The sequence below is a fragment of the Kribbella monticola genome (assembly GCF_003261635.1).
Lineage (GTDB): Bacteria > Actinomycetota > Actinomycetes > Propionibacteriales > Kribbellaceae > Kribbella > Kribbella monticola.
The window spans coordinates 302,079-327,900 of record NZ_QFXK01000030.1 but is presented as its reverse complement, the minus strand read 5'-3'; the positions used below and the strand labels follow the sequence as shown (position 1 = coordinate 327,900).

23 protein-coding genes are annotated in these 25,822 nt (G+C 67.8%); 13 read left to right on the top strand and 10 right to left on the bottom strand.

Annotated elements, in window-relative coordinates:
* Positions 1–45 precede the first annotated feature (45 nt).
* On the top strand, positions 46–495 hold the full coding sequence (locus DIZ26_RS17930; RefSeq protein WP_112242737.1) for a MarR family winged helix-turn-helix transcriptional regulator: 450 nt from the start codon (positions 46–48) through the stop codon (positions 493–495).
* A complete protein-coding gene (locus DIZ26_RS17925; protein ID WP_112242735.1) occupies positions 492–1,808 on the top strand; it encodes an MFS transporter in 1,317 nt (438 codons plus the stop codon). The genes DIZ26_RS17930 and DIZ26_RS17925 overlap by 4 nt, the downstream gene beginning before the upstream one ends.
* Here the strand turns inward: DIZ26_RS17925 and DIZ26_RS17920 are convergent.
* The gene (locus DIZ26_RS17920) at positions 1,805–2,548 is read right to left on the bottom strand and encodes a DUF4429 domain-containing protein (protein ID WP_112242734.1); all 744 of its coding nucleotides are present in this window, start codon (positions 2,546–2,548) and stop codon (positions 1,805–1,807) included. The two genes, DIZ26_RS17925 and DIZ26_RS17920, sit on opposite strands and share 4 nt — an antisense overlap.
* 56 nt (positions 2,549–2,604) lie before the next feature.
* Here DIZ26_RS17920 and DIZ26_RS17915 point away from each other — a divergent pair, with 56 nt between their 5' ends.
* Positions 2,605–3,999 (top strand): mycothione reductase, encoded by a 1,395-nt coding sequence (locus DIZ26_RS17915; protein ID WP_112242732.1) that lies wholly within the window; start codon positions 2,605–2,607, stop codon positions 3,997–3,999.
* Positions 4,000–4,051: 52 nt separating this feature from the next.
* On the opposite strand, the gene DIZ26_RS17910 is transcribed toward DIZ26_RS17915, so the two are convergent.
* A complete protein-coding gene (locus tag DIZ26_RS17910; RefSeq protein ID WP_232828423.1) occupies positions 4,052–5,536 on the bottom strand; it encodes an LLM class flavin-dependent oxidoreductase in 1,485 nt (494 codons plus the stop codon).
* A gap of 99 nt (positions 5,537–5,635) precedes the next feature.
* Here DIZ26_RS17910 and thpR point away from each other — a divergent pair, with 99 nt between their 5' ends.
* Genes thpR through DIZ26_RS17885 form a run of 5 tightly spaced genes read left to right on the top strand, consistent with a single transcriptional unit; the run spans position 5,636 to position 10,414 of the window.
* A complete protein-coding gene (gene thpR, locus DIZ26_RS17905; RefSeq protein ID WP_112242731.1) occupies positions 5,636–6,199 on the top strand; it encodes an RNA 2',3'-cyclic phosphodiesterase in 564 nt (187 codons plus the stop codon).
* A gap of 42 nt (positions 6,200–6,241) precedes the next feature.
* Complete coding sequence (gene efeU, locus DIZ26_RS17900) at positions 6,242–7,087, top strand: iron uptake transporter permease EfeU (protein ID WP_112242729.1); 846 nt, start codon at positions 6,242–6,244, stop codon at positions 7,085–7,087.
* Between the two features lie 42 nt (positions 7,088–7,129).
* Entirely contained in the window at positions 7,130–8,272 is a 1,143-nt protein-coding gene (gene efeO, locus DIZ26_RS17895; RefSeq protein ID WP_112242727.1) for an iron uptake system protein EfeO, read from the top strand.
* Entirely contained in the window at positions 8,269–9,540 is a 1,272-nt protein-coding gene (gene efeB / locus DIZ26_RS17890) for an iron uptake transporter deferrochelatase/peroxidase subunit (protein WP_112242725.1), read from the top strand. The genes efeO and efeB overlap by 4 nt, the downstream gene beginning before the upstream one ends.
* A 37-nt stretch (positions 9,541–9,577) precedes the next feature.
* The gene (locus tag DIZ26_RS17885; protein ID WP_112242723.1) at positions 9,578–10,414 is read left to right on the top strand and encodes a hypothetical protein; all 837 of its coding nucleotides are present in this window, start codon (positions 9,578–9,580) and stop codon (positions 10,412–10,414) included.
* 71 nt (positions 10,415–10,485) lie between these two features.
* On the opposite strand, the gene DIZ26_RS17880 is transcribed toward DIZ26_RS17885, so the two are convergent.
* The 4 genes from DIZ26_RS17880 to DIZ26_RS17865 form a co-directional block, all read right to left on the bottom strand.
* Positions 10,486–11,325 carry a carbohydrate ABC transporter permease gene (locus DIZ26_RS17880; protein WP_112242721.1) on the bottom strand — a complete coding sequence of 280 codons (840 nt, stop codon included), beginning with the start codon at positions 11,323–11,325 and terminating at the stop codon, positions 10,486–10,488.
* Entirely contained in the window at positions 11,318–12,301 is a 984-nt protein-coding gene (locus DIZ26_RS17875; RefSeq protein WP_112242719.1) for a carbohydrate ABC transporter permease, read from the bottom strand. The genes DIZ26_RS17880 and DIZ26_RS17875 overlap by 8 nt, the downstream gene beginning before the upstream one ends.
* 92 nt (positions 12,302–12,393) lie before the next feature.
* On the bottom strand, positions 12,394–13,716 hold the full coding sequence (locus DIZ26_RS17870) for an ABC transporter substrate-binding protein (protein ID WP_112242717.1): 1,323 nt from the start codon (positions 13,714–13,716) through the stop codon (positions 12,394–12,396).
* A 374-nt stretch (positions 13,717–14,090) separates the two neighbouring features.
* A complete protein-coding gene (locus DIZ26_RS17865; RefSeq protein ID WP_112242715.1) occupies positions 14,091–15,176 on the bottom strand; it encodes a LacI family DNA-binding transcriptional regulator in 1,086 nt (361 codons plus the stop codon).
* 97 nt (positions 15,177–15,273) lie between these two features.
* Here DIZ26_RS17865 and DIZ26_RS17860 point away from each other — a divergent pair, with 97 nt between their 5' ends.
* Both DIZ26_RS17860 and DIZ26_RS17855 read left to right on the top strand, forming a co-directional pair.
* Positions 15,274–16,938, top strand: a complete 1,665-nt coding sequence (locus tag DIZ26_RS17860) for an acyltransferase (RefSeq protein WP_112242713.1) — start codon at positions 15,274–15,276, stop codon at positions 16,936–16,938.
* A 229-nt stretch (positions 16,939–17,167) separates the two neighbouring features.
* Entirely contained in the window at positions 17,168–18,280 is a 1,113-nt protein-coding gene (locus tag DIZ26_RS17855) for a hypothetical protein (protein WP_232828422.1), read from the top strand.
* On the opposite strand, the gene DIZ26_RS17850 is transcribed toward DIZ26_RS17855, so the two are convergent.
* Positions 18,204–19,553, bottom strand: coding sequence for an MFS transporter (locus tag DIZ26_RS17850; RefSeq protein WP_112242711.1), 1,350 nt, complete (start codon positions 19,551–19,553; stop codon positions 18,204–18,206). The genes DIZ26_RS17855 and DIZ26_RS17850 overlap by 77 nt on opposite strands.
* Positions 19,550–20,140 (bottom strand): helix-turn-helix domain-containing protein, encoded by a 591-nt coding sequence (locus tag DIZ26_RS17845; RefSeq protein ID WP_112242710.1) that lies wholly within the window; start codon positions 20,138–20,140, stop codon positions 19,550–19,552. The genes DIZ26_RS17850 and DIZ26_RS17845 overlap by 4 nt, the downstream gene beginning before the upstream one ends.
* Before the next feature lie 210 nt (positions 20,141–20,350).
* On the opposite strand from DIZ26_RS17845, the gene DIZ26_RS17840 reads away from it, so the two are divergent.
* The 3 genes from DIZ26_RS17840 to DIZ26_RS17830 all read left to right on the top strand — a co-directional run bounded on the left by DIZ26_RS17840 (position 20,351) and on the right by DIZ26_RS17830 (position 23,472).
* Positions 20,351–20,716, top strand: coding sequence for a hypothetical protein (locus tag DIZ26_RS17840; protein ID WP_112242708.1), 366 nt, complete (start codon positions 20,351–20,353; stop codon positions 20,714–20,716).
* Positions 20,717–20,998: 282 nt separating this feature from the next.
* Positions 20,999–22,249, top strand: a complete 1,251-nt coding sequence (locus DIZ26_RS17835; RefSeq protein WP_112242706.1) for a class I SAM-dependent methyltransferase — start codon at positions 20,999–21,001, stop codon at positions 22,247–22,249.
* 32 nt (positions 22,250–22,281) lie between these two features.
* Entirely contained in the window at positions 22,282–23,472 is a 1,191-nt protein-coding gene (locus DIZ26_RS17830; RefSeq protein WP_198676148.1) for a hypothetical protein, read from the top strand.
* 253 nt (positions 23,473–23,725) lie between these two features.
* Here DIZ26_RS17830 and serC read toward each other — a convergent pair whose 3' ends face one another.
* Positions 23,726–24,850 carry a phosphoserine transaminase gene (serC, locus tag DIZ26_RS17825; RefSeq protein ID WP_112242704.1) on the bottom strand — a complete coding sequence of 375 codons (1,125 nt, stop codon included), beginning with the start codon at positions 24,848–24,850 and terminating at the stop codon, positions 23,726–23,728.
* A gap of 129 nt (positions 24,851–24,979) precedes the next feature.
* Positions 24,980–25,813, bottom strand: coding sequence for a phytanoyl-CoA dioxygenase family protein (locus tag DIZ26_RS17820; protein ID WP_112242702.1), 834 nt, complete (start codon positions 25,811–25,813; stop codon positions 24,980–24,982).
* Between the last annotated feature and the right edge of the window lie 9 nt (positions 25,814–25,822).

Below are 25,822 nucleotides of genomic sequence, written 5' to 3'. Positions count from 1 at the left end.
GGTAACTTATTTTTGTTAGCAAAGGTAATGAGCTAAGCTAACGGTATGCCCGAAGTCGTAGCTCAGCAGGTGAAGAGTGACGTCGGCCTGGCGAGCGCGCTCAGGTCGTCCACGCTGCGGCTGTCGCGGCAGATCCGGCGGCAGCGGGTGGAGGGCGTGGACCTGACCGCCAACCAGCTCGGTGTGCTCGGTGCGCTGGGCAAACACGACGCGATGACGATCGGTGAGCTGGCCGCGCACGAGCAGGTCAAACCCCCGTCGATGACGCGGATCGTGTCGAACATGGAGGAGGCCGGCCTGGTGGCCCGCCGCCCGCACGACACCGACAAACGCCAGATCGTGGTCGAGCTGACCGAGTCCGCGCACGCCCTGCTGCACGCCAACCGGCGGCGGCGCGACGAGTGGCTGCAGACCAAACTGAAGAAACTGACCCCTGAGGAGCGCGACATCCTGCGCAAGGCAGCAGCTGTCCTAGAGCGGCTGGCGGCCACATGAGCCCGACCTTCCGCGCTTTCCACGTTCGCAACTTCCGGCTCTACGCCTCCGGCGCCATCGTCTCCAACATCGGTACCTGGATGCAGCGCGTCGCCCAGGACTGGCTGGTCCTGGAGCTGACCCACTCCGGCACGGCCCTGGGGATCGTCACCGGTCTCCAGTTCCTCCCTGCCCTGCTGATCTCGCCGTACGCCGGTCTGATCGCCGACCGCTTCCCCAAGCGCAAGGTGCTGACCCTCACCCAGGTGGCGATGGGCACGATCGCGCTGATCCTGGGCACGATGACGGTGACCGGCCTGGTCCAGACCTGGCACGTCTACGCGCTCGCCTTCCTGTTCGGGATCGGGACGGCGTTCGACGCGCCGACCCGGCAGGCGTTCGTCGTCGAGATGGTCGGCAAGGACGAGCTGTCCAACGCCGTCGGACTGAACTCGGCGTCCTTCAACGCGGCTCGCCTGATCGGCCCCGGCCTGGCCGGCCTGCTGATCCACTGGATCGGCACCGGCCCGGTGATCATCATCAACGGGCTCAGCTATGCGGCGGTCATCCTGTCGCTGCACCTGATGCGCTCCAACGAGCTGCACACCCCGAAGGTGGCGGCTCGCGAGAAGGGCATGATCCGGGACGGGATGCGCTACCTGTGGCGCCGCCCCGACCTGATGATGGTGCTGGTGGCGGTCTTCTTCGCCGGCACCTTCGGGCTGAACTTCCAGATGACGTCCGCGCTGATGGCTACGAGCGCCTTCCACAAGGGCGCGGGGGAGTACGGCATTCTCGGTTCGATCCTGGCGATCGGCTCGCTGGCCGGCGCCTTGCTGGCGGCCCGCCGGGTCCGGACCCGAGCACGCCTGGTGATCGGGGCAGCGCTCGCCTTCGGCGGCATGGTGATCATCAGCGGCCTGATGCCGACGTACCTGTCCTTCGCGGTGGTCCTGCCGCTGGTCGGGTTCACCGCGCTGACCATGCTGACCGCCGCCAACGCGACCATGCAGCTCGGGATCGAGCCGACCATGCGCGGCCGGGTGATGGCGCTCTACATGACGGTCCTGATGGGCGGTACGCCGATCGGCTCACCGTTCATCGGCTGGGTAGGCCAGGAGTTCGGCGCCCGCTGGTCCCTGATCGTCGGCGGCGGCCTGACCATCCTCGGTACGACGGCGTCGGTGCTCTACTTCTCCCGCCGCCGCGGCCTGGCGATCCGCCCGCACCTGCTGCCACGCCCCCGGCTGGAGATCCTCACCCCGACCACCGACCTCCTCGGCGAGAAGGCCACCCTGACCGACCCAGCGCGCAGCAAGCCCCGCGTCGCCTAGCCGCGGACCGCGGCCAGCAGTTTCGCGCCGAACAACAGCCCGGGCACTTGCTGCAAGGCGCCCAACTGGAGCGTCTCGGGATCCTTGTCGACCTCTGGGCGCTCCGCCGGCGTCGCGGCCGTGCTGATCCGCAACCGGCCCAGCTTCTTGTCCCTCAAGGGGAGCCATTCGACGCCGATGATGTCGGCCAGTGGCACGCGGTGTGGATCACCGGCGGCCTTCTTCTCCTTGGTGGCCGTCCAGCTCCAGTCGAACGTCAGCTCTGCGTCCTCGATCCGGGCCGTTCCATCGAAACCCTTCAGCTCGTTCGTCGCTTCGGGCGGCTCGATCAGGAAGCGCTCGGCCGGCCCGGTGCCGACCTGGTGCAGTGCGATCGACGTGCGGATCTCCTGCGCGTAATAGTCGGCCAGGAGCCACTGCTTGGCACCGAAAAATAACCGGTACGGGTCGAACAACCGGTCCAGCTCCTCGCCGGCCACCGCCATCAGCGGGTCGGCGCCGGCGCGCAGTACGAGCCGGATCATCGGCGGCTGGGTGGTGCCCGGCATGACCAGTTCGACGCCTGCCAGCGCCTCGACGGGGACGGTTCGGGTGCCCAGCCGTTTGAGCAGCTGATGAGTGACGGTGCTCGTCTGCTTCATCCAAGCGCCGTCATACCGGAGCTGGACCGTGCCGAGGCCGTCCCACACCAGCGTGCCGTTGCTGCCTTTCAGCTCGTCGCCGCTCAGGGCCTGCGTCATGGGTCACATGATGATGCCCGCTGGGTTCAGGTTGCCTGACACGCGCACAATGGGGTGTGACTCATTACGACTTGGTGGTCGTCGGTACCGGCTCGGGCAACACGATCGTGACGAAGCAGTTCGCCGATCGGAAGGTGGCGATCGTCGAGCGCGGCGTCTTCGGCGGCACCTGTCTGAACGTGGGCTGTATCCCGACCAAGATGTTCGTGCACACCGCCGATCTGGCCGCGGTACCGTCGCACAGCTCGCGGCTCGGGGTGGACGAGACGCTGACCGGCGTTCGCTGGCCGGACATCCGGGACCGGATCTTCGGCCGGATCGACCCGATCTCGGCCGGCGGCGCGGAGTACCGCGAGCATCACCCGAACAACGTCAACGTCACGCTGTACCACGGCACCGGCCGGTTCACCGCCAAGCGGGAGCTCACGGTGACGGCCAACGGGAGTCGCGAGACCGAGGTGCTGACGGCCGACCGCTTCGTGCTCGCCGCCGGCAGCCGGCCGATCGTGCCGTTCGTCCCGGGGCTGGAGGAGACCGGGTTCCACACCTCCGAGACGATCATGCGACTCGATGAACTTCCGCGCCGGCTCGGCATCATCGGCAGTGGTTTCGTCGCCGCCGAGTCGGCCCACATCTTCTCGTCGCTCGGCGTCGACGTCACGCTGATCGCGCGATCGGATCGGCTGCTGCGGCACGAGGACGGCGAGATCGCCCAGCGCTACACGGAGATCGCGCAGGAGCTGTACACGGTGAAGTTGCTGCACGAGACCGTCCACGTCTGGCGCCGGCACGACGGCATCGTGGTGAAGACATTGCATCCGGACGGCGCGGAGGAGTTCGTCTTCGACGGGCTGCTGGTCGCCGTCGGCCGTACGCCGAACTCGGACGTCCTCAACGTCGAGGCCACCGGGGTCAAGGTGGAGTCCGACGGGCGAGTGGTTGTCGACGAGTTCCAGGAGACGGCCGTCGAGGGGATCTACGCACTCGGCGACCTCTGTTCGCCGTACCAGCTCAAGCATGTCGCCAATCACGAGGCGCGTGTCGTCCAGCACAATCTGTTGCACCCCGACGACCGGATCGAGTCCGATCACCGGTTCGTGCCGCATGCCGTCTTCGGGTCGCCGCAGGTCGCATCGGTGGGGCTCACCGAGGAGCAGGCGATCGAGCAGGGCGTCCGGTACGTCGTGGGGCGCGAGGCGTACGCCGATATCGCGTACGGCTGGGCGATGGAGGACACCACCGGCTTCGCGAAGATCCTCGCCGATCCCGACACCGGCCAAATCCTCGGTTGTCATGTGATCGGTCCACAGGCGGCGACCGTGATCCAGCCGGTCATCCAGGCGATGAGCTTCGGCCTCGACGCCCACACGATGGCCCGCGGCCAGTACTGGATCCACCCCGCCATGCCCGAGCTGATCGAGAACGCCCTCCTCGCCCTCAAACTCAACTAGAACGCCCGGGTTCGACGAGAACGCTCGAGCTCGGCTAAACGTCCGGGCTCGGCTAGAACGCCGCGATCACCTCGGCGAGGGTGTCGATCGGGGTCAGGTCGTCGTCGAGGTCGGGCAGGCTGATCATCACCTCGGCCGCGCCGGCCTCGGCCAGGTGCCGGAAGCGATCGATGTGGTCGGCAACCGTTCCGGCGTTCACCGTGGCCGCATAGCGAGCCGGGTCCTGGTTGCGTGGTCTCAACCGCTCGACCAGTTCGCTGACGTGCTGATTGCCCTTGCCTACAAGGGCTGTCGAAAGATGGGTCAGCGTCGGCGGCTCGCGGTCGACCGAGTGCTTCTTCAGGTATTCGGCCCGCCGGCGCACCTGGCCCGCGTCGCCGAATACGTTTACCGCGTCGGCGTACCGGGCGGCCAGTCTCAGCGTGCGTTCGCCGCTGCCGCCGACGAGGATCGGCAGGTGCTCCTGCAACGGACGCGGATAGCAGGTGGTGTCCGGTACGTCGAGAACCTTGCCCTGGAACGGTTTGTTGCCCGGCCCCCACATCGCCGGCAGCAACTGCAACGCGTCCTCGAGCAACGCATAGCGCTCACCGACGGGCGGAAACGCCCAGCCGTACGCCTTGTGCTCGGCCTCGAACCACGCGAGGCCCACTCCGCAGACCGCCCGCCCGCCGCTCAGCACATCGAGCGTCGCCGCGATCTTCCCCAGATGGGCGACGTTGCGATAGGTGATGCCGGTGACCAGCGTCCCGAGTCGAACCCGCTCGGTGCATGCGGCCAGATAGGCGAGCGTCGTCCAGCTCTCCAGGAAGTCCTCCCACGCCCGCCCGACCTGCGGAATCTGCCGGAAATGATCCATCACATAGATGCCGTCGAACCCAGCAGCTTCCGCTCTGGTCGCGATCTCCCGGATCCACTCGCGAGTCGTCTTGCGCCCGGCCTTGTGCGTATAGCTGCTCAGCTGCAACCCGAACTTCAGCTTCGCCGGCGCCTCCTCCTGCCGCCGGGCAGCCTCGGTCGCCTCGACAAACGCAGCCGGTACTACGCGGATCGCGGCCGGCCGGAGGATCTCGTCGTACCCCTCTTCGGGCAGCTCCTTCTTCACCGCTGACCAGCTCTTCAACTGCGAGCTGAGTACGTCGGCCGGGATCCGCTTGGCCCGCTCCCGATTCCGTCGGCGGCACTCCTCAGCAGGAGTTTCGAACGCCACAACCACGCAAGGCATCCCGTGTTCGCGAGCCAGAGCGAGCCAGTTCCGGCGGCGCTCCCGATCGAGCCCGAGCGTGTCGATGACCGTGGTGAGCCCGCGCCCGACCCGCTGCCGGACGACTTCCTCCAGCAGTGCGAACGCATCGGTACTCGCGGCCAGATCGTCCTCACCCGCGCCAACGAGCGCCCGCAACCGGTCGCTCGACACGATCAGGTCGGCCGCGAACCGCTCCGCCGCCCAGGTGGACTTTCCCGCCGCACCCGGCCCGACCAGCACCACCACACACGGCGACGGCAACTTCCGCTCGTCCGCCTCGATCGACGCCATGCCCCAGTGTGACCTGTCATACCCCGCGTCATCCGCGAATGCCCGGTGTCACCCGTAATCCAGGCGCCGCAGGAGCAGCCGGACCTCTACGCTCGGTGAATGCGATTGTTTGTGGCGGTAGTGCCTTCGGTGGAGGTTGTGGAACATCTGAGTGAATTCGTGGAGCCGCGGCGGGCGTTCCCGGATGACGACATCCGGTGGGCGGCGGACGAGAACTGGCACATCACCCTGGCGTTCCTGGGCGACGTACCGGAGTACAAGACGGACGAGTTGGCGGAGCGACTGGAGTCGGCGGCGAAGCGGCAGAAGCCGTTCGACCTGCAACTCAAGGGAAGCGGGGCATTCCCGAGTGTGGCGGACGCGCGGGTGCTGTGGACCGGCGTACGGGACGAATCGGACGCGTTGCCGCACCTGGCGATGACGACGCGGGCGGCGGCGAACAAGGCCGGCGTGACCGTGGACGGACGGAAGTTCACCCCGCATCTGACGCTGGCCCGGTTGCGGCAGCCGATGGACGTGGCGCGCTGGGTCCGGATCTTCGACGGCTACGAAGGACCGGTGTGGACAGCGGACCGTATCGAGTTGATTTCATCGCGTCTCGGTGAGGGTCCGAGCCATGGTGCGGCGTACGACACAGTGGGCGAATGGGAGTTCTTAGGCTAGCCTTCGGAAGGTTAGCCGTACCTAATGCCCTGGAGTTCCGTCATGCTCGCCAACTTCCTGATCGGCCTGAGAGAAGGCCTCGAGGCCTCGGTGGTGGTCAGTATCCTGGCCACCTTCCTGGTCAAATCCGGGCATCGCGATCGGCTCAAGCTGCTCTGGGCCGGCGTCGGCGCGGCGATCGGGGTGGCGGCGCTCGGCTGGGCCCTGCTGCAGTTCATCACCGCGCTGACGGCCAAGTCGTTCACCACCCAGGAGACGATCGGCGGCTTGATGTCGATCGTCGCCGTGGGCTTCGTCACCTGGATGATCTTCTGGATGCGCAAGGCGTCCCGCACGATCGCCAAGGAGTTGCGCGAGCGGATGGGCGCGGCGCTCGAAGTGGGTTCGCGCGCCGTCGTCGTACTGGCGTTCCTCGCCGTCTTCCGCGAGGGCATCGAGACCGCGTTCATCGTCTACGCCTCGGCGGCCACGGCCAGTACGGCGACGCCGTTCATCGGCGTGCTGCTCGGGCTCGCGGTCGCGGTCGGCCTCGGCTTCGGCATCTACAAGGGTGCGGTCAAGATCAACCTCGGCACCTTCTTCAGCTACACCGGCGCCATCTTGATCCTGGTCGCGGCCGGCATCTTCGCCTACGGCTTCCACGACCTGCAGGAGGCCGGCATCCTGCCCGGCCTGCAGAACCTGGCCTTCGACATCTCGCACGTGATCCCCCCGGACAGCTGGTACGGCGTCGTCCTCAAGGGCATCTTCAACTTCAGCCCGGCCCCCACCGTGATCGAAGCGATCGCCTGGCTGGCCTATCTCGTCCCGGTGCTGGTGCTCTACCTGCGGCCGGTCAGGAGCAGTACGCCGCCGCCTGTCCGCGCGAAGGCAGCCGAAGCGGCCTGAACTGCCCTGTTCCACCCCTCACTTCGTCCAGGAGATCCCGAAATGTTCACCATCACGGCCCGCCGGGCCACCGCAGCCTGCGCAGTACTGCTGCTCGGTGCATCGACCGGCTGCGCCAAGGAGACCCCGGCGGCCCAGTCCGGTGACAGCACCGGCCCGGTAGCGGTCAAGGCGACCGACTCCGAGTGCTCGCTGAGCCGCAAAGACGTCAAGTCGGGCACCAACACGTTCTCGGTCGCCAACGGCGGCAGCAAGGTCACCGAGTTCTACGTGTACGCCGACGGCGACCGGGTGATGGGTGAGGTGGAGAACATCGGTCCGGGCCTCAAGCGCGACCTGATCGTCGAGTTGCCGACCGGCAAGTACCAGGCCGTCTGCAAGCCGGGCATGGTCGGCGACGGCATCCGCGGCGACCTGACCGTCACCGGTGCCGCCGCGGCCCAGGTGGACGAGGACACGGCCCTGAAGCAGGCCGTCGACAGCTACTCGCGGTACGTGAACTCGCAGGCGATCGCGCTGGAGCAGAAGACCACCGACTTCGTCGCCGCGGTCAAGGCCGGCGACGTCGCGAAGTCGAAGGCGCTGTTCCCGGTCTCGCGGACCTACTGGGAGCGGATCGAGCCGGTCGCGGAGTCGTTCGGCGATCTGGACCCGAAGATCGACGCGCGCGTCAACGACGTCGAGCCGGGCACCGAGTGGACCGGGTACCACCGGATCGAGCAGGCGTTGTGGGAGAAGAACACGACCGCCGGGATGGCGAAGTACGCCGACCAGCTGCTGACCGACGTGAAGACGGTGGTCGCCAAGGCCAAGGTCGTGAAGCTGACCCCGCTGCAGCTCGCCAACGGCGCGAAGGAACTGCTGGACGAGGTCGCCACCGGGAAGGTCACCGGTGAGGAGGACCGCTACTCGCACACCGACCTGTGGGACTTCCAGGCCAACGTCGAAGGCTCGCAGGCCGCGATCCAGGCGCTCCGCCCCGCGCTGCAGAAGCGGGACGCCGCCCTCGTCACGACCCTGGACACGAACTTCAAGGCCGTGTTCGCGGCGCTCGACAAGTACCGCACGGCCGACGGCTTCAAGCCCTACACGGCGAGCGAGGCCGAGAAGAAGCAGCTCGGCACCGTCGTCGACGCGCTGGCCGAGCCGGTCAGCAAGGTCGCCGGAGTGATTGCGAAGAAATGACTTCCGAATCCAGCAAGGGAATCTCGCGCCGCGGCCTGTTCGGCGCCGCCGGCGCGGCGGTGGCGACCGGTGTCGCCGGGTACGTCGTGCATTCGGCCGTGTCGGGCGAGGAATCGCAGGCCGCGGACAACACGGGTCCGGTCGAGTTCCACGGAACGCACCAGGCCGGCATCGTCACCCCGGCCCAGGACCGGTTGCACTTCGCGACCTTCGACGTCACCGCGACCAAGCGGGAAGCGGTCATCGCGCTTCTGAAGGAGTGGACGGCCGCGGCCGCGCTGATGACGGCCGGCCGCGACATCGGCCAGTACGGCGCGGTCAACGGCCCGGGTGAGGCGCCGCCCGAGGACACCGGCGAGGCGGTCGGTCTGCCGCCGGCGCGGCTGACCATCACCATCGGGTTCGGCCCCAGTTTCTTTGTCAATGCCCAGGGCAACGACCGGTTCGGGATCAAGGCGAAGCGGCCGGCCGCGCTGGTGGACCTGCCGCACTTCATCGGGGACGACCTCGATCCGGCCCGGAGCGGCGGCGACATCGCCGTACAGGCTTGTTCGGACGATCCGCAGGTCGCCGTCCACGCGATCCGCAACCTGGCCCGGATCGGGTTCGGCACGGTGGCCGTCAGGTACTCGCAGCTCGGCTTCGGCCGGACCTCGTCGACCAGCCGGGCGCAGAGCACGCCTCGCAACCTGTTCGGCTTCAAGGACGGTACGGCGAACCTCAAGCTCGAGGACACCGACAAGCTCGAGCAGCAGCTGTGGGTGCAGCCCGAGGACGGCCCGGACTGGATGGTCGGCGGTTCGTACCTGGTGTCGCGGCGGATCCGGATGACGATCGAGATCTGGGACCGGACCTCGCTCGGCGAGCAGGAGCAGATCATCGGCCGCGGCAAGGGCACCGGCGCTCCGCTCGGCAAGGCGGACGAGTTCGACGCGGTGGACTTCAACGCCAAGGCGTCCGACGGTTCGCTCAAGGTGCCGGCCAACTCGCACGTCCGGCTGGCGCATCCGCAGTTCAACAAGGGTGCCGAGTTGCTCCGCCGCGGTTACAACTTCGTGGACGGCTCCGACGGCCTCGGCCGGCTCGACGCGGGGCTGTTCTTCCTGGCCTACCAGCGGGATCCGCGCAAGCAGTTCGTCCCGATCCAGCAGCAGCTGGCCCGGGCGGACAAGCTGAACGAGTACATCCGGCACGTCGGTTCCGGCATCTTCGCCTGCCCGGGCGGGGTCACTCCCGGCTCCTACTGGGGCGAGAAACTCTTCACCTGACGTCCCCAGAGCCCCTGAACGGCGTAGATTGCCGCGAGTGGGGGATGACCGAGATGCCGGCACGAGGCAGCCGACTGCCGACGCCAAAACCAGCCAGAACGCCGCCACCGGCACCGCGAGCACCGGCACGGCGGGCGCCGGCGGCGGCGCTCCGCGGCGGACCCGCCCGCCCGTGCCGCCCAGGCCGACGCGGTCGGGGTTGTATCTGAGTGTGTTCGCGGGTGTTGTGGTTGCTGTAGTTCTGGTCTTCGTCATCCTGCGGTTCGAGGCCGGCCGTGACGATGCCTCCGGTTTCGCCGGGTCCCCGCAGCGGACCACGGCTCGCCCCACCGCCGGTACTACGCCAGGCCGCGGTGGGCCGGTGCCGTGCCAGTCCAGCAGCGGTGGGCTTTACTGCTTTCCGCGCGCGACCGTGACGAGCGTGGCCGACGCCCTCAAGGTTCAGGGCGCCACCTGTGGAAAGGACGGCAGCGACATCGCTTGCCGGACCGGCTCGGGCGCGGACGGCTCGCAGGTATCCGTCCAAGCGGCAGCCGCGGATCTCGACCAATTGGCCACCCTCAGCATGACCACGTTCAGCCGCGCGCCGGGAAACAACGACGCGGGTCGCGTGCGGGTCGTCGGTCAGTTGGTGCGCGCGGCGCCCACCTTGCTGGCGAATCTGCTGCCGGGCGAGACCAAGACCCAAGGGGCGATCCGGACCTGGCTGTCCGGGCACCTGAACAAGTGCCCGGACGGCCCGATCACGATCGGCGGCTACAAGGTCTGGTGCGATCCGCCGACCAGAGTCACAGCCTCGACTTCCGGTCAGCTCGTCAGCACGTGGACCGTCGGCCTCACGGTCGACAGCGCCACAGCCTTCCCGCCCCGCTGATCAGTACTACTTCACGCACCCGCGGTGACGCCGGCGAACTACTTCACGCCAGCCGCGATGACGCCGGCGAACTACTTCACGGCACCCGCCGTCACGCCGGCGACGAAGTGGCGCTGGGCGAGCAGGAAGCCGATGACCACCGGGACGCTGACGACCAGCGCGGCGGCCATGATCTGGTTCCAGTAGATGTTCGTCTGGGTGGAGTACTGGCGCAGGCCGACCGACAGCGTCCGGTTGGACTCGGTCGTCATCACCGACGCGAACAGCACTTCTCCCCAGGCCGTCATGAAGGAGTAGATCGCGACCGCGATCACACCGGGTCGCGCGGCCGGCAGCACGACCCGCGTGAGTGCACCCATCGGTCCGCAGCCGTCGACCAGCGCGGCCTCGTCCAGCTCGCGCGGGATGCTGTCGAAGTACCCGGCGAGCATCCAGATCGAGAACGGCAGGCTGAAGGTCAGGTAGGTGATGATCAGGCCGAGCCTGGTCCCGACCAGCTGCACGCCGAGCGAGTTGTTGATGTTCACGAAGATCAGGAACAACGGCAGCAGGAACAGTACGCCGGGGAACATCTGGGTCGACAGCACCGTGGTGGTGAACACACTGCGGCCGCGGAAGCGGAACCGCGACACCGCGAACGCCGCCAGGATCGCGATCGCCACCGAGGCGACGGTGGCGGCGACCGACACGATCGTGCTGTTCACGAAGTACCGGCCCAGCGGAACTGTCTTCCACATGTCCACGAACGGGTCGAGGGTGAGGTTCGACGGCCACCAGGTGAAGGCGCCCTGCACGTCGCCCAGCGGCTTCAGCGACGACGTCGCCATCACGTACAGCGGCAGCAGCACGAACAGCCCGAGGACTGTCAGTACGACGCCCCGGTAGATCTTGAATCCCCTGGTCTCACGCACGGCGGGACCTCCGTCCGGTGACGGCGAGATAGGCGCCGGTCACGATCATCAGGAAGATCAGCAGCAGCACGGACATCGCCGCACCCGAGCCGAAGTTCCAGGTCAGGAACGAGGCGTTGTAGATGTGGAAGGTGATCAGGTCGCCGGCCGGCGGCTGCGCCGTACCGAACAGCACGTACGGCGTGTTGAAGTCGCTGAACGTCCACAGGAAGAGGACCAGCACGAGCACCAGGTTGACCGGTCGCAGCGACGGCAGCGTGATGTTCCGCCACTGCCGGACCGTTCCCGCGCCGTCCACCGAGGCCGCCTCGTAGATGTCCTGCGGGATGCTCTGCAGACCGGCCATCAGAGTCAGGAACGCGAACGGCCACAGCCGCCACAGCGCCACCGTGATCAGCGACGTCAGCGCGTTGCCGCCGAGCAGCCAGAACGGACGGTCGGACAGGATCCCGAGGTTGTCGACCAGCACGTGGTTCACGGCGCCGGTGTCGCGCTGAAGCATGAAGTTCCAGGTCAGGATGCCGGCGTACGCGGGAAGCGCGTACGGCACCAGGAAGAGCGTCCGTACCGCGCTGCGCCCCTTGAACGGCGGCTGGAGCGCGACCGCCGCGGCCATCCCGAGACACCAAGCCAGCACCACCGTGACGGCGGAGAACACGACGGTGACGCCGAACGACTTCAGCAGACCTTCGCCGACGGAGTTGTGGACGTCGACCGCGATCCGGTAGTTGTTCAGGCCCGCCCATGGCGCCGCCGACCAGTTGGCGATGAAGAACTTCGTCAGCTTCACGAAGCTCATCCAGATGCCGACCAGCATGGGGATGATGTGGATCAGCAGTTCGAGCAGTACCGCGGGGGCGAGCAGCAGATAGGGCAGCTTCCGGCTCAGCCCGGGGCGATGGTCGGGCCCGCGCTTCCTGGCCGCCCGGACGCCGGGGGCAGCCTCGGCGGGGGCCTGTTCTGTGGCGACGGACATCCGGTCGCCTCCGTTCTGTGAATGGTCGGCGGCTGGTCACCTCAGTGGCCCGGGCGGCCGGCGAACCGCGCCACCCGGGCCACAGCGGCAACTCAGCTACCGGCGGCCACCTGGTCCTGGGCCGTCTTCAGCGCCGCCTTCACCTCGTCGGCGGTCACCGTCCCGCCCGTGGCGATCTTGGCGAACATGCTGTTCATCGCCTTGCCGACGGTGCTCTCGAACTGGTCCTCGGCCGGCACCAGCGGCAGCGGCTTCGACTTGTTGTTGTAGACATCGGAGAAGGTCGCGGCCTCGGCGGCGTCGGTGGTGAAGACCGGCTTCGCGTCCTTGAGCACCGGCAGCGACGAGAACGGCTTGCCCAGCGTGGTCTGGGTGTCGGCGTCCGTCATGAACTTGACGAACTTCAGCGCCGCGTCCTTGTGCTTGGTGTTCTTGAAGATCGACAGGTTGATCCCGGCCACGTGGCTGCCGACCGGTGCGGCCGCGCCCGCCGGTGCGGGGAACGGCACGACGCCGTACTCGCCGGCCTTCATGCCGTTGGCGACGATCGAGGAGTCGGCGTTGTTCTGGTTGATGACCATCGCGACCTTCTTGTTCGCGAAGTCGTTCACCGACTTGGTGCCGTTGTCGTACTGCGCGTTCGACGGGTTCGCGACCTTGTCCTTCTGCATCAGGTCGAGGTACCGCAGGACGCCCTGCACGTTGCCGTCACCGGTGAAGGTCGGCTTGCCGTCCTTGTCGAACCAGTCCGCGCCGTTCTGAGCGGCGTTGATGAACGCGAAGTGCACGTTCTCGGTGTAGCTACCGGCCGCGAGCGCCATCCCCCACTGCTTCTTGGCGGGGTTGGTCAGCTTCTGCGCGTCGGTGACCATCTCCTCCCAGGTCTTCGGCGGCTGCAGACCAGCGGCGGCGAACATCGCCTTGTTGTAGTACAGGCCGTACGCCAGGCCGTAGAGCGGCACCGACGTCGGCGGCTCGCCTTCCTTGCCGCCGGTCGCCAGGGCCGTCGGCACGAACTTGTCCTTGCCTCCGATCGCCTTCATCGCGTCGTCGTCGAACGGCAGGAAGGCACCGGTCGCCTGCAGCGAGGCGGCCCAGGTGTTGCCGATGTTGAGCACATCGGGACCCTGGCCGGAGGTGGTCGCGGTCTGGATCCTGGTCTGCAGGTCGTTCCAGCCGATCACCTCGAGGTTGACCTTGATCCCGGTCTCCTGGGTGAACTTCTGCAGGACCGGGGTCAGCACCTGCTTGTCGTTGTCCAGGCTGGTGCCCTGGTTGCTGGCCCAGTAGGTCAGCGTCTGGTCGCCACCACTGCCGCCATTCGAGCTGTCGCCGGAGTCACTGCCACCGCAAGCGGCCAGGCTGATTCCCAAGGCGGATACCGCAGCTGCGGCTACTAGCGAACGCAGTCTCACGTCGGACTCCCTTGTCCCATCGAGCCTCCGACAGACACCGGAGGCGGGTCGGGCCCATAGTGGCCTAACCGGTTAAGTATGGGAACCCGAACCGGTTCAGTTTGGTCGAGTTCGTTAATGTTCCGTGACCTTGGTACCCCGTGGGGTACGCGTTATCCGCTGTTCCCTCAAGTCGCGCGCACAATCGCGCAACCTCCGGCGGGCCCGTACTGCGACCGCCAGAATAGCGGATCGTGACGAGGCCGTCGCGGCCCGCGATCAGGGTCGGACGGTGAATCAGGCTTGCGCGGATCTCAGGCTCGCGCGGACCTCAGCTTGCGCGGACCTCAGGCGCGCGGACCTCAGCTTGCGCGGACCTCAGGCTCACGCGGACCTCAGGCTCGCGCGGGGCCGCTGGAGTCGCGCACCCGCAGTACGCCGGGCGGTGTCTCCCAGTGCAGGCCGGACTCACCGGCGGCGATCCGGAACAGCAGATCGGCCGCCATCCGGCCGCGCTCCATCGTCTGCTGGTCGACCGCGGTGATGCCCGGCCGCGCCAGCTCGCACAGCGGGGAGTCGTCCCAGGCGAGGATCGACAGTTCGCCGGGGACCGCCGTACCGAGGTCCGTCGCCACCCGGAGTGCTGCCACGGCCATCAGGTCGTTGCCCAGGATGATTGCGGTCGGCGGGTTCTTCTTGGCCAGCAGCGAGCGGGTCAGCTCGGCGCCTTCCTCGTACCGGTAGCTGCCCGTCAGGTGCGTCACCCGGATCCCGCGCTGATGTGCCTTCTCCTGCAGCAACTGGACGCGCAGTTGCTCGTGCACGAAGGTGAAGGGTCCGCTGATGTGCGCGATGTCCACATGGCCGAGCTCTGCCAGGTGGTCCAGCAGCAACGTCACCGTCTCCTCGGGCGAGCTGATCAGCCGGCCGACACCGTCATCGGGCGCGTTCGAGCTGACCACCACGCAGGGGACGCCCAGTTCCTTGAGCAGCGGCACGCGGGGATCGTCGTCGTGCTCGTCGAACAGGATGAACCCGTCGACCCTGCCCTGCCGGCTCCAGCGCCGTAGTACGGCCAGATCCTCGCCGTGCTCACCGGTGAGGCGCAGGAGCAGCGAGGAGTCGACCTCGTTCAGGTACTGCTCGATGCCGACCAGGGTGCGCATGTAGAACGCCTCGGTCGAGATCAGTGCCGGGTCGCGGGCGATCACGATGCCGATCGTGCGGGTGCGGCTCGCGGACAGCGCAACGGCGGCCGAGTTCGGGTGGAAACCGAGCTCCTCGGCAAGGCTCAGCACGCGTTGCCGGGTCTCCTCGCTGACGCCGGACCGGCCGTTCAGCGCATAGGAGACCGACGCCTTCGAGATGTCCAGCCGGCGGGCGAGATCGCTGATGGTGACGCGCTGGCTCCTGCGGCCACCGCTGCTCGCCGGGCCGTCGAGGGCGGACTGCTCGCCGTCGGTGGATCCGGTTGCCGTCATCTCTTGCCTCCACCCCGCATGCCCCGGACATTAGCAGCGCTGTCCGCTCTCCGGCCGCCGCCTTCGGCTTGTCACGACTCTTGGATAGCGTTATCCAATGATCGCCGAACCTCCGGAACGCCTCGATTTCCTGCCCTGGGAGTACGCCGGCGCCGCCTCCGAGGAGGAGCGCGCCCGGCAGGCCGAGCGGCAGCGGGCGCTGTCCGGTTCGGTGGAGCTGGCCGCGGATGCCTTCGTCGCCGGCTCGGCGGCGGTGTTCTGCGATCGGCTGCGGATGGGGGAGCGGTCCTACATCGGAGCGCACGCCTACGTCACCGGCGAGATCGAACTCGGCGCGGACACCACGATCAACCCGTTCGCGGTCGTGCGTGGGCGGATCACCTTCGGCGACGGCGTACGGGTCGGTGCGAACGCGTCGCTGATCGCCTTCAACCACGGCACCGCCCCCGACCGCCCGATCTTCCGCCAGCCCCACACCGCTGTCGGCATCACCGTCGGCGACGACGTCTGGATCGGCTCGAACGCCATCGTCCTCGACGGCGTCACCATCGGCTCCCACGCCGTCATCGGCGCCGGCGCAGTAGTCACCAAAAACATCGCCCCCTGGGCCGTAGCAGTAGGCAACCCCGCCCGCGTCGTCCGAGACCGCCGTACCGCGGCACCGGTTCCTCCTTCTACTGATCTCGCCGAACGGTTGGCTCGGTTCGCGGAGCGGGCGCGTGAGCAGGTGGGTGACGTGCTGGAACGGTGTTACGACGGCGAGCGCTTCGTCGATCGTCCCGGCTTCGACCACCCGGGCGCGATCCGCCCTTGGTGCGACGCGATCGAGATCTCGGACCTCCTACTCCGCCGTACCCCGGACGGTCACACCCGCGACGACCTGGTACGCCGCCTCCGTGCGCGCCAGGACCCGCACACCGGCCTGGTCGCGCCCGGCGATCTCGCCGATGCGGGCCTCGAGCAACCAATCGACACCGCCGAACTCTCCATCCTGCAAGGCCCAGCCAGCTACCACGTCCTCTGCGCCGGCTACGCCCTGCAATTGCTGAATAGTTGCTTCGAGCACCCAATAAAAGCAGTTGGTCAACTGGACAATCTCGAAGTCCGACTGGCCGAGTTGCCCTGGGCAAGAAACGCCTGGGGCGCCGGCGCAGCCATCGACGCACTCGGTACGGCGATCGCCCGAAACGTCAACGATCACAGCGATTTCGGCTCCGGTCCGTTGTCGACGCTGATCGGCTGGCTGACCACCCACGCCGACCCGCGGACCGGCCTCTGGGGCCACCCGGACCCCGACAACGGCTGGCTCCAGGTCGTCAACGGCTTCTACCGCCTGACCCGCGGCACCTACGCGCAGTTCGGCCTCCCGCTGCCCTACCCCGAAGCCGCCATCCGGACCGTTCTCACCCACAGCAAGGACCGCCGCCGCTTCACCGCCGACGGCTTCAACGCGTGCAACATCCTCGACGTCATCCACCCGCTCTGGCTCGCCGGTCAGCAGACCGACTTCGGCCGAACCGACGCCGCCGGCTGGGCCGAGAGCACGCTGTCGACCGCCCTCGACCAATGGGTCGACGGCGCCGGATTCGCCTTCGCGCCGGACGGCACCGACGACAACGCCGTACCGGGACTGCAAGGAACGGAGATGTGGCTGGCCATCATCTGGCTCCTGTCCGACTACCTCGGCTGTTCCGACTCCCTCGGCTACCGCCCCCGAGGCGTCCACCGCCCCGAACCCCTCCTCACCCTCCCTCCGATCTGAACCACGAGCCGTCGGCCAACCTGACCTGTGAGCCCGTCGCCCCTGAACCACGAGCCCGTCGGCCAACCTGGACCACTCCGCGGATCTGGGGTCCACTAGCCTGGGCCGGTGGACCCCCGGACCCGACGGCTCGTCACCTCTGTCGTACTGCTGGCTCTCATCGCCATCGTGGTGATCGCGGCCCTCACCCGGTGACCGCCCGGCTCCGCGCCAGCTAACGTTCTGCGCCATGACCACCACGGGCGCGCGCTCGCCGTACCTGATGCGGGCGGGACTGGTCCGCAATGTACGGACCGCGGAGCATCTGACCACGTTCGTCGTCTCCGGTGTCTCGACCGTGCTGATCACCCGGTTGATCCTGGGCCTCAGTGGCTATCCGCAGATCGGCGGCAAGGGCCTGCACATCGCCCACGTACTGCCTGGTGGCTTGCTGATGCTGCTGGCGATCTTCCTGCTGCTCGCGTACGTCGGTCCGGTGGTGCGGCCCGCTGCCGCGCTCGTCGGTGGCGTCGGCTTCGGCCTGTTCATCGACGAGGTGGGCAAGTTCATCACCTCGGACAACAACTACTTCTACCAACCGACCGCGGCGATTGTGTACGTCGTGTTCGTACTGATCGTGCTGGCTTCGAGGTTCGTCACCAACCGACGGCCGATCGACCCGAAGGAGCAGTTGGCCAACGTCGTCGACCATGCCGTCGAAGGAGTCTCCGGCGGACTGTCCAAGCTCCGGAGCGCGCAGGCGACGGAACAGCTCAACCGGGTGGATCCTCAGCTCCAGGGCTGGGCCGAGACGCGCGCGCTGCTGCTCGCCTGCCCTCCCGACGAGGTGGAGCTCGCCGCTCCGGTCGACGCTGCCTGGCGTGCCGTCCAGCGGGGCTTCGAACGGCTCGCGACTCATCCTTACGCGCCGCCGGTGGCGATCGCAGTACTGGTGATACAGGCGCTCGGTGCGCCGGCTATTGCGGCCGGGATCCGGTTCGACGACGGACGGCTGCTGACGGATCTCCCCGTGCTCGGAGTGGCGGCAGGGAGCTTGCTGTCGGCCACATTCACCCTCCGGGGCGGGTTGCGGTTCCGGCGTGGGGACCGGGTGCGCGCAGTACGGCTGTTCGAGCTGGCCGTGCTGGTGTCGCTGTTGGTGACTCAGGTGTTCCAGTTCGCCGGGACGCAGTTCGCAGCGGTCGGCGGGATGACGCTGGACCTCGTACTGCTGGGCCTGCTCGGTGCCGAACGCAACCGGCTGCGCCAGGGGCCCGCTGTTTCGGCTAGTCCGAGGATGTGGGGGCTGCCACCGGATCCGGACGCTCCGCCGTTCCCTGTGGACCCCGGCGATCCCGCTTAGTCGCGCGGCCGCCCCAGTTCTCGGTGCGGCCGATCAAGACCGGTGCTGTGGTCGCCACGAAGTACAGGCAGCCTGCGGCGAGCAGTGCGGGCACCAGGCCGATGCCTGCGATCGCCGCGCCGGCAACGACGCCACCGAGCGGTACGCCGGTCCAGGCGATGGCGTTGGTCAGCGAACCGACGCGGCCGAGCATGTGCCGCGGGGTTCGTTCCAGGAAGAGCGCGCCCAGCACCGGGTTGATGAAGCCGGCACCGACGCCACCGATGGCGTAGACAAGCATCACGGACCACACGGGCGCGTCGAAGGCCAGCAGTACGAACCGGGGTGCACCACAGATCAGGAACGCGAGCGTGAACACCACCTTGCGGGGAATCTTGTCGCCGATCGCCGACGCGAGCAGGGCGAACAACGTGGCGGTGATGCCGAACGACAACAGGATGACGCTGGTGTGCCCGGGACCGAAGCCGTGGTCCTTGATCCAGACCGGTAGCAGTACAGCGCCGATTGCCGCGTCCAACAGGTTGGTGACCGCGATCATGAGGACCAGCGGCATCATCAACTTGTCTCTGCGGAGAAACTGCCAGCCTTCCTTCAGTTGGGCGAAGTAGCTGCCCTCGGCGACAGCTGTCGGCGTACTGGTCTCGACGGTCGGTCGGGGCACCCAGGTCCTGATCAGCGCTGCACAGACAGCGAAGGAGATGGCGTCCACCCAGAGTGCGTTGACGGTGCCGACGAGAGTGATGAGCCCACCCGCTACGCCGTACGCGATGAACCCGGCCAGGCGCTCTGTTGTGCTTTCGAGTCCGGTCACGCGCTCCAGCGGCACCTTGGCGGCGGCTGCGATGTCGGGGACGAGCGTGCCCTTCGCTGCGTCGCCTGGTCCGCGCAGTGCTCCAGCGACGGCCACGATGGCGAGCAGTGCGGGAAACGAGAGCAGGTGCAGGGTGTGCAGGAGTGGGATCAGCGCGACTACACCTGCGCTGGCGACATCGGCGGTGACGCTGATCCGGCGTCCGCCGATGCGGTCGATCAGTGGGCCGCCGAACGCCTTGCAGAGCACCAGTGGAGTCATCTCGACGAAGGCGACCAGTCCGGTCTTCATCGGCGACCCGGTGCTGACCAGGACGAACCACGGGATCGCAATCGCGCTCACCCGGGTGCCGCACAGCGACACCACGTTCGCGACCAGGAAGGCGATCAGAGGCGCCCTGTACGGCGTACTGGTGGTCGCGTTGGGCTGGTCGGCTCTCTGTGGCGTCGTGAGCGTGCTCATCGGGTTTCCCGGGGGTAGGCCTGGATCTGGACGGTGACCTGCTTGGCGCCCTCGGGGATCGGTGTGGTCAGGTCCTCGGTGCGGTACTTCTTCAGCACGGCCAGCACCTCTTGCATCATCTGGTGCGTCTCGGCGGCGGAGAGACGGAAGAGGTAGTCCGAGATCAGTGCGGCCTCCCGCCACTCCGGGGCCATGGTCTGCAGGCTGTCGATGGCCTGGAACATGTTCTCCGCGTAGATCTGGCCGACGCCGTGCAGGAAGCCGAGAGTCAGCTCCGGCTCCTCGTCGAGCAGCTTGCCGGTGTCGAACGCCGTCCCCTGGTGTGCGGACTTCCACCACCGGTCCCGGGCGTTACCGCGGCTGTCGTCCTCGACGACCAGCCCGGCCTCGGCCAACTGGCGCAGGTGATAACTGGTCGCGCCGGTGTTCACCCCTAGCCGCTCGGCGAGCGTGGTTGCCGTGGCCGGCCCGTGCACCCGCAGCAACCCGAGCATTCGGTTCCGCATCGGATGCGCCAACGCGCGCAGCAACTGCGCGTCCAACTCAACTGTCTTGGACGGGGTGGCGGGGTCGGCTTCTTCACTCATGACGATGAGTCTAGAACTGCAAAAACGGTTTGCAAAGAGATTTTGCAAACTGATTTTGCGATCTGTGCCTCTGGGTGTTCTGGGTGAGGCCGGTTGTCCACAGGCGCGGAAGTTGTCGGTGAGCGGGCGGGGGTTCGCGGCATCTTCTTCGGTGAGCGGGAATGCGTCGGCCGGTCGGGCCGGGGCGGTCGCTGGAGAGAAGGAGCAGACATGGTGCGGGTGATGCTGGAGGACACGGACTACTGCGATGTTCCGGCGGACCTGATGACGTTCGACGAGGGCGTGGTGGTGTTCTGGCGCGACGGCGAGGAGGTCGGCCGGCACCGCCAGCTGCGGATCCGGTCGCTGGAGATCCTGGGCTCGCGATCGATGGGCCGCCGGATCGAGGAGGCCCGGAAGACCTTCCCGAACGCTTACCGGAGCTGGAGTCAGGAAGAGGAGGAGCGCCTCGCGGAGCTGTACCGCGACGGCGTCGGCCTCGACGTGCTGGTCAAGGAACTCGGCCGCCAACCAGGCGGAATCGAAGCCCGCCTACGCAGCCTCGGCCTCCTGGCCGACGACGAAAGACTCAAATGACCACCCCACCACCCAAACCCGCTGATCGACGGCAATCCGAGGACGGTGACCTGCCCACCGGTGAGCGGCGACCCCGCCGACCACGCTGGACCAACCGGAGCATCCCGCCGGAGGACCCTGCGAGTCCCCTGATCCTGAGCTGGTGGGGCCGGTTGTGGGGAGGTGCGGGTGGGTTGACGTCCAGGTGGGGGAGCAAGTTGCGGGGTGTTGCGGCGCGGGCTCTTGACGGCGAGGGGCGAGACCGTTTTGTGATCGGCTGGAGCGGTCAGCGACAATGGCGCGATGCAGGCAGAGTCGGGTCCGGGTGGGCCCATCGACGAGCCGGACGACGAGTCCGGGCCACAGGACGTGATCCGTGGCGCGCTGCTGGCACCGCAGACGCTGGTCCGCGCGATCGGATCCGGCCGGCGCCGGGGAGCGGACGCCCCGCAGTACCAGCGGGTCGAGGTGCGGTACGTCGACCTCAAGGGAGTCCGCCACCTGCAGATCACCGAGTTCGACGAGCGCCAGGCACACACCCGGAACGCACTGGCCGGACCGCCGGCAGCCGAGTCGGTGGACAGCCTCCTCGCCGCGCCGTACGGGAACTGGCATGTCGAGACGACCGACGAGACCCTTCGGCTGCGCTACACCAAGAAGGGCAAGTCGCTGCTGCATCGGCAGGGCGAGAGCCACGAGCAGAAGACCGAGCACGACCGGGTCAAGCGGCGTGCCCTCGATCCGGCCGCACCCTTCCTGATCGAGCTAGGTATCAGCGACCACCTCGGCCGGGTCAAGCCGTCGCGCCAGTCGAAGTACAAGCAGATCGACGAGTTCTGCAAGCTGCTGGCGCCCGCGGTGGACGAGGCGCTGGCTGCCGGGCGGATTCCGGCCGGCCGGCCGCTCCACGTGGTCGACCTCGGCTGCGGAAACGCGTACCTCACACTCGCGGCGTACCACCTGCTGACCGCCGCGGGCCACGACGTACGGATGACCGGGATCGACCGCACCCCCGCGGCCCGCGCGCGGAACACCAAGCGGGTCGAGGCGCTGGGCTGGCAGGATCACCTGCGGTTCGTCGACGCGACCATTGCCGATGCCGAGCTGGACACGCCGCCGGACGTGGTCCTGGCGTTACACGCATGCGACACCGCCACCGACGACGCGCTGGCCCGGGCGGTCGGCTGGCAGGCGCCGCTGGTGCTCGCGGCACCTTGCTGCCACCACGACATCCAGAAGCAGCTCAAGAACGTCGAACCACCGGCGCCTTACGGACTTCTCACCAGGTATGGCATCGTTCGTGAGCGGTTCGCTGACGTGCTGACGGATACGCTGCGAGCAGCCGTGTTGCGACAGGTCGGTTACCGGGTAGAGGTGGTGCAGTTCGTGGACAGTGAACACACGCCGCGCAATCTGTTGCTGCGGGCTGCCCGGACGGGCGCGCCGGCAGGGCCCGAGGTCCGGGCGGAGTACGAAGCGCTGGCCGGGGAGTGGCAGGTCAAGCCACGGCTGGCGGAGCTGGTCCTGGATCTCAACCGCGAGGCGGTGTTCTGAGCTTGCTGCGAAACGCCCTGACCGTGACCGCCGTGACCCTGCTGAGCCTGGCAGGGGCCGCGGTACCCGCCGGTTCGGCCACGGCACTCCAGCAAACCACCCCACCCCACGCAACTCTGCAACAGGCGACTCTGCAGCAGGCAACCGCGCAGCAGGTGGCTGCCGCGGGGCAGGTGGCGGCTGCCGGGCAGGTGGCGGCTGCCGGGCAGGTGCCGCGGGCGGATCCGCCGCCGGCGCCGAAGAAGCTGTTCACGATCCGCGACGAGCGGATCGACGAGTCCTCGGGGCTGGCGAAAAGCCAGCGGTACGTGGGGATCTGGTGGACGGTGAACGACTCCGGCGACACCGCGCGGGTGTTCGGCATCAACGCGGCCGGCAAGGTCAAGGCCGAGCTCAGCTTCAAGGCTCCGGTGAAGGACGTCGAGGCGATCGCGGTCGACCGCGAGGGCACGATCTACATCGCGGACATCGGTGACAACAAGTCCACCCGGGACATGATCGAGGTCTACACGATCCCGGAGCCGGACAAGCTCGAGGACGCCACGAACGTGAAGTTCCACCGGTACGACTTCAAGTACCCCGACGGCGCCCACGACGCGGAGACGCTGCTGATCCACCCGGACAGCCGGCAGATGTTCTTCGTGACCAAGGTCGCGAAAGGTCTGGGCGGTTTCTATGCCGCTCCGGAGACGGCGTCGCGCGAAGGTACGAACGAGCTGACCAAGATGGCCGACGCGCCGGCCGGGGTCACGGACGGCACCTTCATGCCCGAGGGCAACACCGTCGTCCTGCGAAGCTACGTCGACATCGCCCGGGTCAACTGGGGCGAGGTGCCCAAGGTCGTCGGTCGCGCGGCCACCCCGCTCGCTCAGGGCGAGTCGGTCGCGGTCGGTCCGGACGCGGACGACAACTCGGTTCTGGTCGGCAGCGAAGGCAAAGGCTCGGCCGTCTACGAGATGTCGATGCCCGCGGTCAAGGGCGCCGCTGCCAACCCGACCGCCACTCCCACGGCGAAGAACTCGGCGGCCGACAGCGGTACCACGAAGAAGAGCCACAACCTCCGCTGGATCATCATCGGCGCCGCCTTCTTCGCCTTCATCATCACCATCATCACCTTCCCTCCGGGCCGCCGCGAGCGCCTCGACCGGATGGCCGAAAACGCCCGCCTCACCGGCCAGGCCCCACCCGACCAACACCCCCGCCGCCGAACCCCCGCCGCTTGACCTACCAGCCCGGCCGACGCCTGAGTCCGAGCCCGGCTGATGCCTGGTCTACCAGCCCAGCCGAGGCCTCACTCCGAGCCCGGCTGATGCCTGGTGTACCAGCCCAGCCGAGGCCTCACTCCGAGCCCGGCTGACGCCTGGCCTACCAGCCCGGCTGGACGCCTGACCTACCAGGCTGGCTTTCCGGCTTGGCGGCAGAAACAAGCAGCCGTCCGCCTGGAGGGGCGGACGGCTGCTCGAGGGGTGCGGAGGGTCAGCGGAGCTTTTCTACCGTGTAGTCGATGGCTTGGGTGAGCTTTTCGACGTCGTCGGGGTCGACGGCAGGGAACATCGCGACGCGGAGCTGGTTGCGGCCGAGCTTGCGGTAGGGCTCGGTGTCCACGATGCCGTTCGCGCGCAGTACCTTCGCGACCGCGGCGGCGTCGATGGAGTCGTCCAGGTCGATCGTGCCGATGACGAGCGAGCGGGCGTCGGCGTCCGTGACGTACGGCGTGGCGTAGTCCGACTTCTCCGCCCAGGTGTACAGCCGGTTGCTGGAGTCGGTGGTGCGCGCGACGCTCCACTCCAGACCGCCGTTGCCGTTGATCCAGTCGGTCTGCTCAGCCATCAGGAACAGGGTGGCGAGCGACGGCGTGTTGTACGTCTGGTTCTTGCTGGAGTTGTCGATCGCGGTCGCCAGGTCCAGGAACGCCGGGATCCACCGGCCGGACGCGGTGATCTCCTCGACCCGCGCCAGCGCGGCCGGCGAGAGGATCGCGATCCACAGACCACCATCGGCGGCGAAGCACTTCTGCGGTGCGAAGTAGTAGACGTCGACCTCGTTCAGGTCGACCGGCAGGCCGCCCGCGCCCGAGGTCGCGTCGATGGCGACCAGCGCGCCCTCGTCGGCGCCTTCGACGCGCTTGACCGGCGCCATCACGCCGGTGGAGGTCTCGTTGTGCGGCCACGCGTACAGATCCACGCCTGCCTCGGCGATCGCGACCGGCCGGGTGCCCGGGTCGGACTTGATCACACTCGGCTCGCCCAGGTGCGGCGCGAGCTGCGCGGCCTTGGCGAACTTGGAGGAGAACTCGCCGAAGCTCAGGTGCTGGCTCTTCTCCCGGATCAGCGCGAACGTCGCGATGTCCCAGAAAGCGGTCGAACCACCGTTGCCGAGCACGACCTGGTAGCCGTCCGGCAGGTTGAACAGGTCCGCGACGCCCTGCTGGACCCGGCCGACCAGGTTCTTCACCGGCGCCTGCCGGTGCGAGGTACCGAGCAGCTTGGCGCCCTCGGTCGCCAGCGCCGCCACAGCTTCCGGGCGCACCTTGGAGGGACCGGCGCCGAAGCGGCCGTCAGCGGGCTTGAGCTCTGCGGGGATGATGATGTCGCTGGTCACCAGCGGTTCCCTTCGTCGTCTGGCTGAATGCTTGCCGACGACGCTGTCAGCGAACTCCAGTGTTCCACACCCCCGACACACCCCCGTAACAGGCCCGTACTCCGAACGGCTCGATCTGCGGGGCGTTGGCTACTCGTGTTTGCGGGTGAGGTGTTGTTCGCCGGTGAGGACGGCGACCTGGCCGGCGTCGGTGGTGACCCATTCGCCGCAGGCGCCGCCGCCCTCGGCTACCTCAAGAGTGAGCGGCGTGCCGTCCATCCGCAGCGCCGGGTGGTAGTACTCGGCGACCTGCTCCGCGTCGCCCTGGATGTAGTGACCGATCAGTGCTCGCCGGAACCGATCGCTGGTGACGTTCGGCGCGCTCCCGTGCACCAGTGCGCCGTGGAAGAACAGCACATCGCCGGGCTCCATCTCTACCGGTACTGCGGCCGCCGCGTCCGGCAGCGGCACGGTGACGTCGGTGAAGCTCACCTTGGTGTCCGCCTTCTCCGTGCACAGGATCGGCCACCGGTGACTACCCGGCACCACCTCCAGGCACCCGTTCGCCTGGTCGACCCGATCGAGCGCCATCCACGCCGCCACGCACGTACCGGGCTCGGCCTTCAGGTAGAAATTGTCCTGGTGCAGCGCCTGCCCCCGCGACCCCGGCGGCTTGAAGTAGATCATCGTCTGTACTGCGTACGGCGACCTGCCGAGCAAGGCGGTCAGCACGTCGTCGAGGCGGTCGTCGATCAGCCACTGCAGGGAGAGCTCGTCCCAGCGATGCATCTGGGCCATCCGCGGGTACCGGCGGAGCGGATCGCGGCTGTTCGCCTCGACACCGACGACGTCGCCGGCGTACGACCCGCGCTTCCGCAACTCCATGTAGTGGTCGCGGAGCCTCTCGACCTCGTCCACGCTGAACAACCCGCGCACCAGCGTGTACCCCGAACGGTCGAACTCGTCCTTGAACGAATCGCTCATCCCTATCTC

Excerpts from the sequence above, each read along its gene's own strand:
- DIZ26_RS17930 (WP_112242737.1), top strand. The coding sequence starts at position 46 with ATGCCCGAAGTCGTAGCTCAGCAGGTGAAGAGTGACGTCGGCCTGGCG.
- DIZ26_RS17925 (WP_112242735.1), top strand. The coding sequence starts at position 492 with ATGAGCCCGACCTTCCGCGCTTTCCACGTTCGCAACTTCCGGCTCTAC.
- DIZ26_RS17920 (WP_112242734.1), bottom strand. The coding sequence starts at position 2,548 with ATGACGCAGGCCCTGAGCGGCGACGAGCTGAAAGGCAGCAACGGCACG.
- DIZ26_RS17910 (WP_232828423.1), bottom strand. The coding sequence starts at position 5,536 with ATGGCGTCGATCGAGGCGGACGAGCGGAAGTTGCCGTCGCCGTGTGTG.
- thpR (WP_112242731.1), top strand. The coding sequence starts at position 5,636 with ATGCGATTGTTTGTGGCGGTAGTGCCTTCGGTGGAGGTTGTGGAACAT.
- efeU (WP_112242729.1), top strand. The coding sequence starts at position 6,242 with ATGCTCGCCAACTTCCTGATCGGCCTGAGAGAAGGCCTCGAGGCCTCG.
- efeO (WP_112242727.1), top strand. The coding sequence starts at position 7,130 with ATGTTCACCATCACGGCCCGCCGGGCCACCGCAGCCTGCGCAGTACTG.
- efeB (WP_112242725.1), top strand. The coding sequence starts at position 8,269 with ATGACTTCCGAATCCAGCAAGGGAATCTCGCGCCGCGGCCTGTTCGGC.
- DIZ26_RS17875 (WP_112242719.1), bottom strand. The coding sequence starts at position 12,301 with ATGTCCGTCGCCACAGAACAGGCCCCCGCCGAGGCTGCCCCCGGCGTC.
- DIZ26_RS17865 (WP_112242715.1), bottom strand. The coding sequence starts at position 15,176 with ATGACGGCAACCGGATCCACCGACGGCGAGCAGTCCGCCCTCGACGGC.
- DIZ26_RS17860 (WP_112242713.1), top strand. The coding sequence starts at position 15,274 with ATGATCGCCGAACCTCCGGAACGCCTCGATTTCCTGCCCTGGGAGTAC.
- DIZ26_RS17855 (WP_232828422.1), top strand. The coding sequence starts at position 17,168 with ATGACCACCACGGGCGCGCGCTCGCCGTACCTGATGCGGGCGGGACTG.
- DIZ26_RS17850 (WP_112242711.1), bottom strand. The coding sequence starts at position 19,553 with ATGAGCACGCTCACGACGCCACAGAGAGCCGACCAGCCCAACGCGACC.
- DIZ26_RS17845 (WP_112242710.1), bottom strand. The coding sequence starts at position 20,140 with ATGAGTGAAGAAGCCGACCCCGCCACCCCGTCCAAGACAGTTGAGTTG.
- DIZ26_RS17840 (WP_112242708.1), top strand. The coding sequence starts at position 20,351 with ATGGTGCGGGTGATGCTGGAGGACACGGACTACTGCGATGTTCCGGCG.
- DIZ26_RS17835 (WP_112242706.1), top strand. The coding sequence starts at position 20,999 with ATGCAGGCAGAGTCGGGTCCGGGTGGGCCCATCGACGAGCCGGACGAC.
- DIZ26_RS17820 (WP_112242702.1), bottom strand. The coding sequence starts at position 25,813 with ATGAGCGATTCGTTCAAGGACGAGTTCGACCGTTCGGGGTACACGCTG.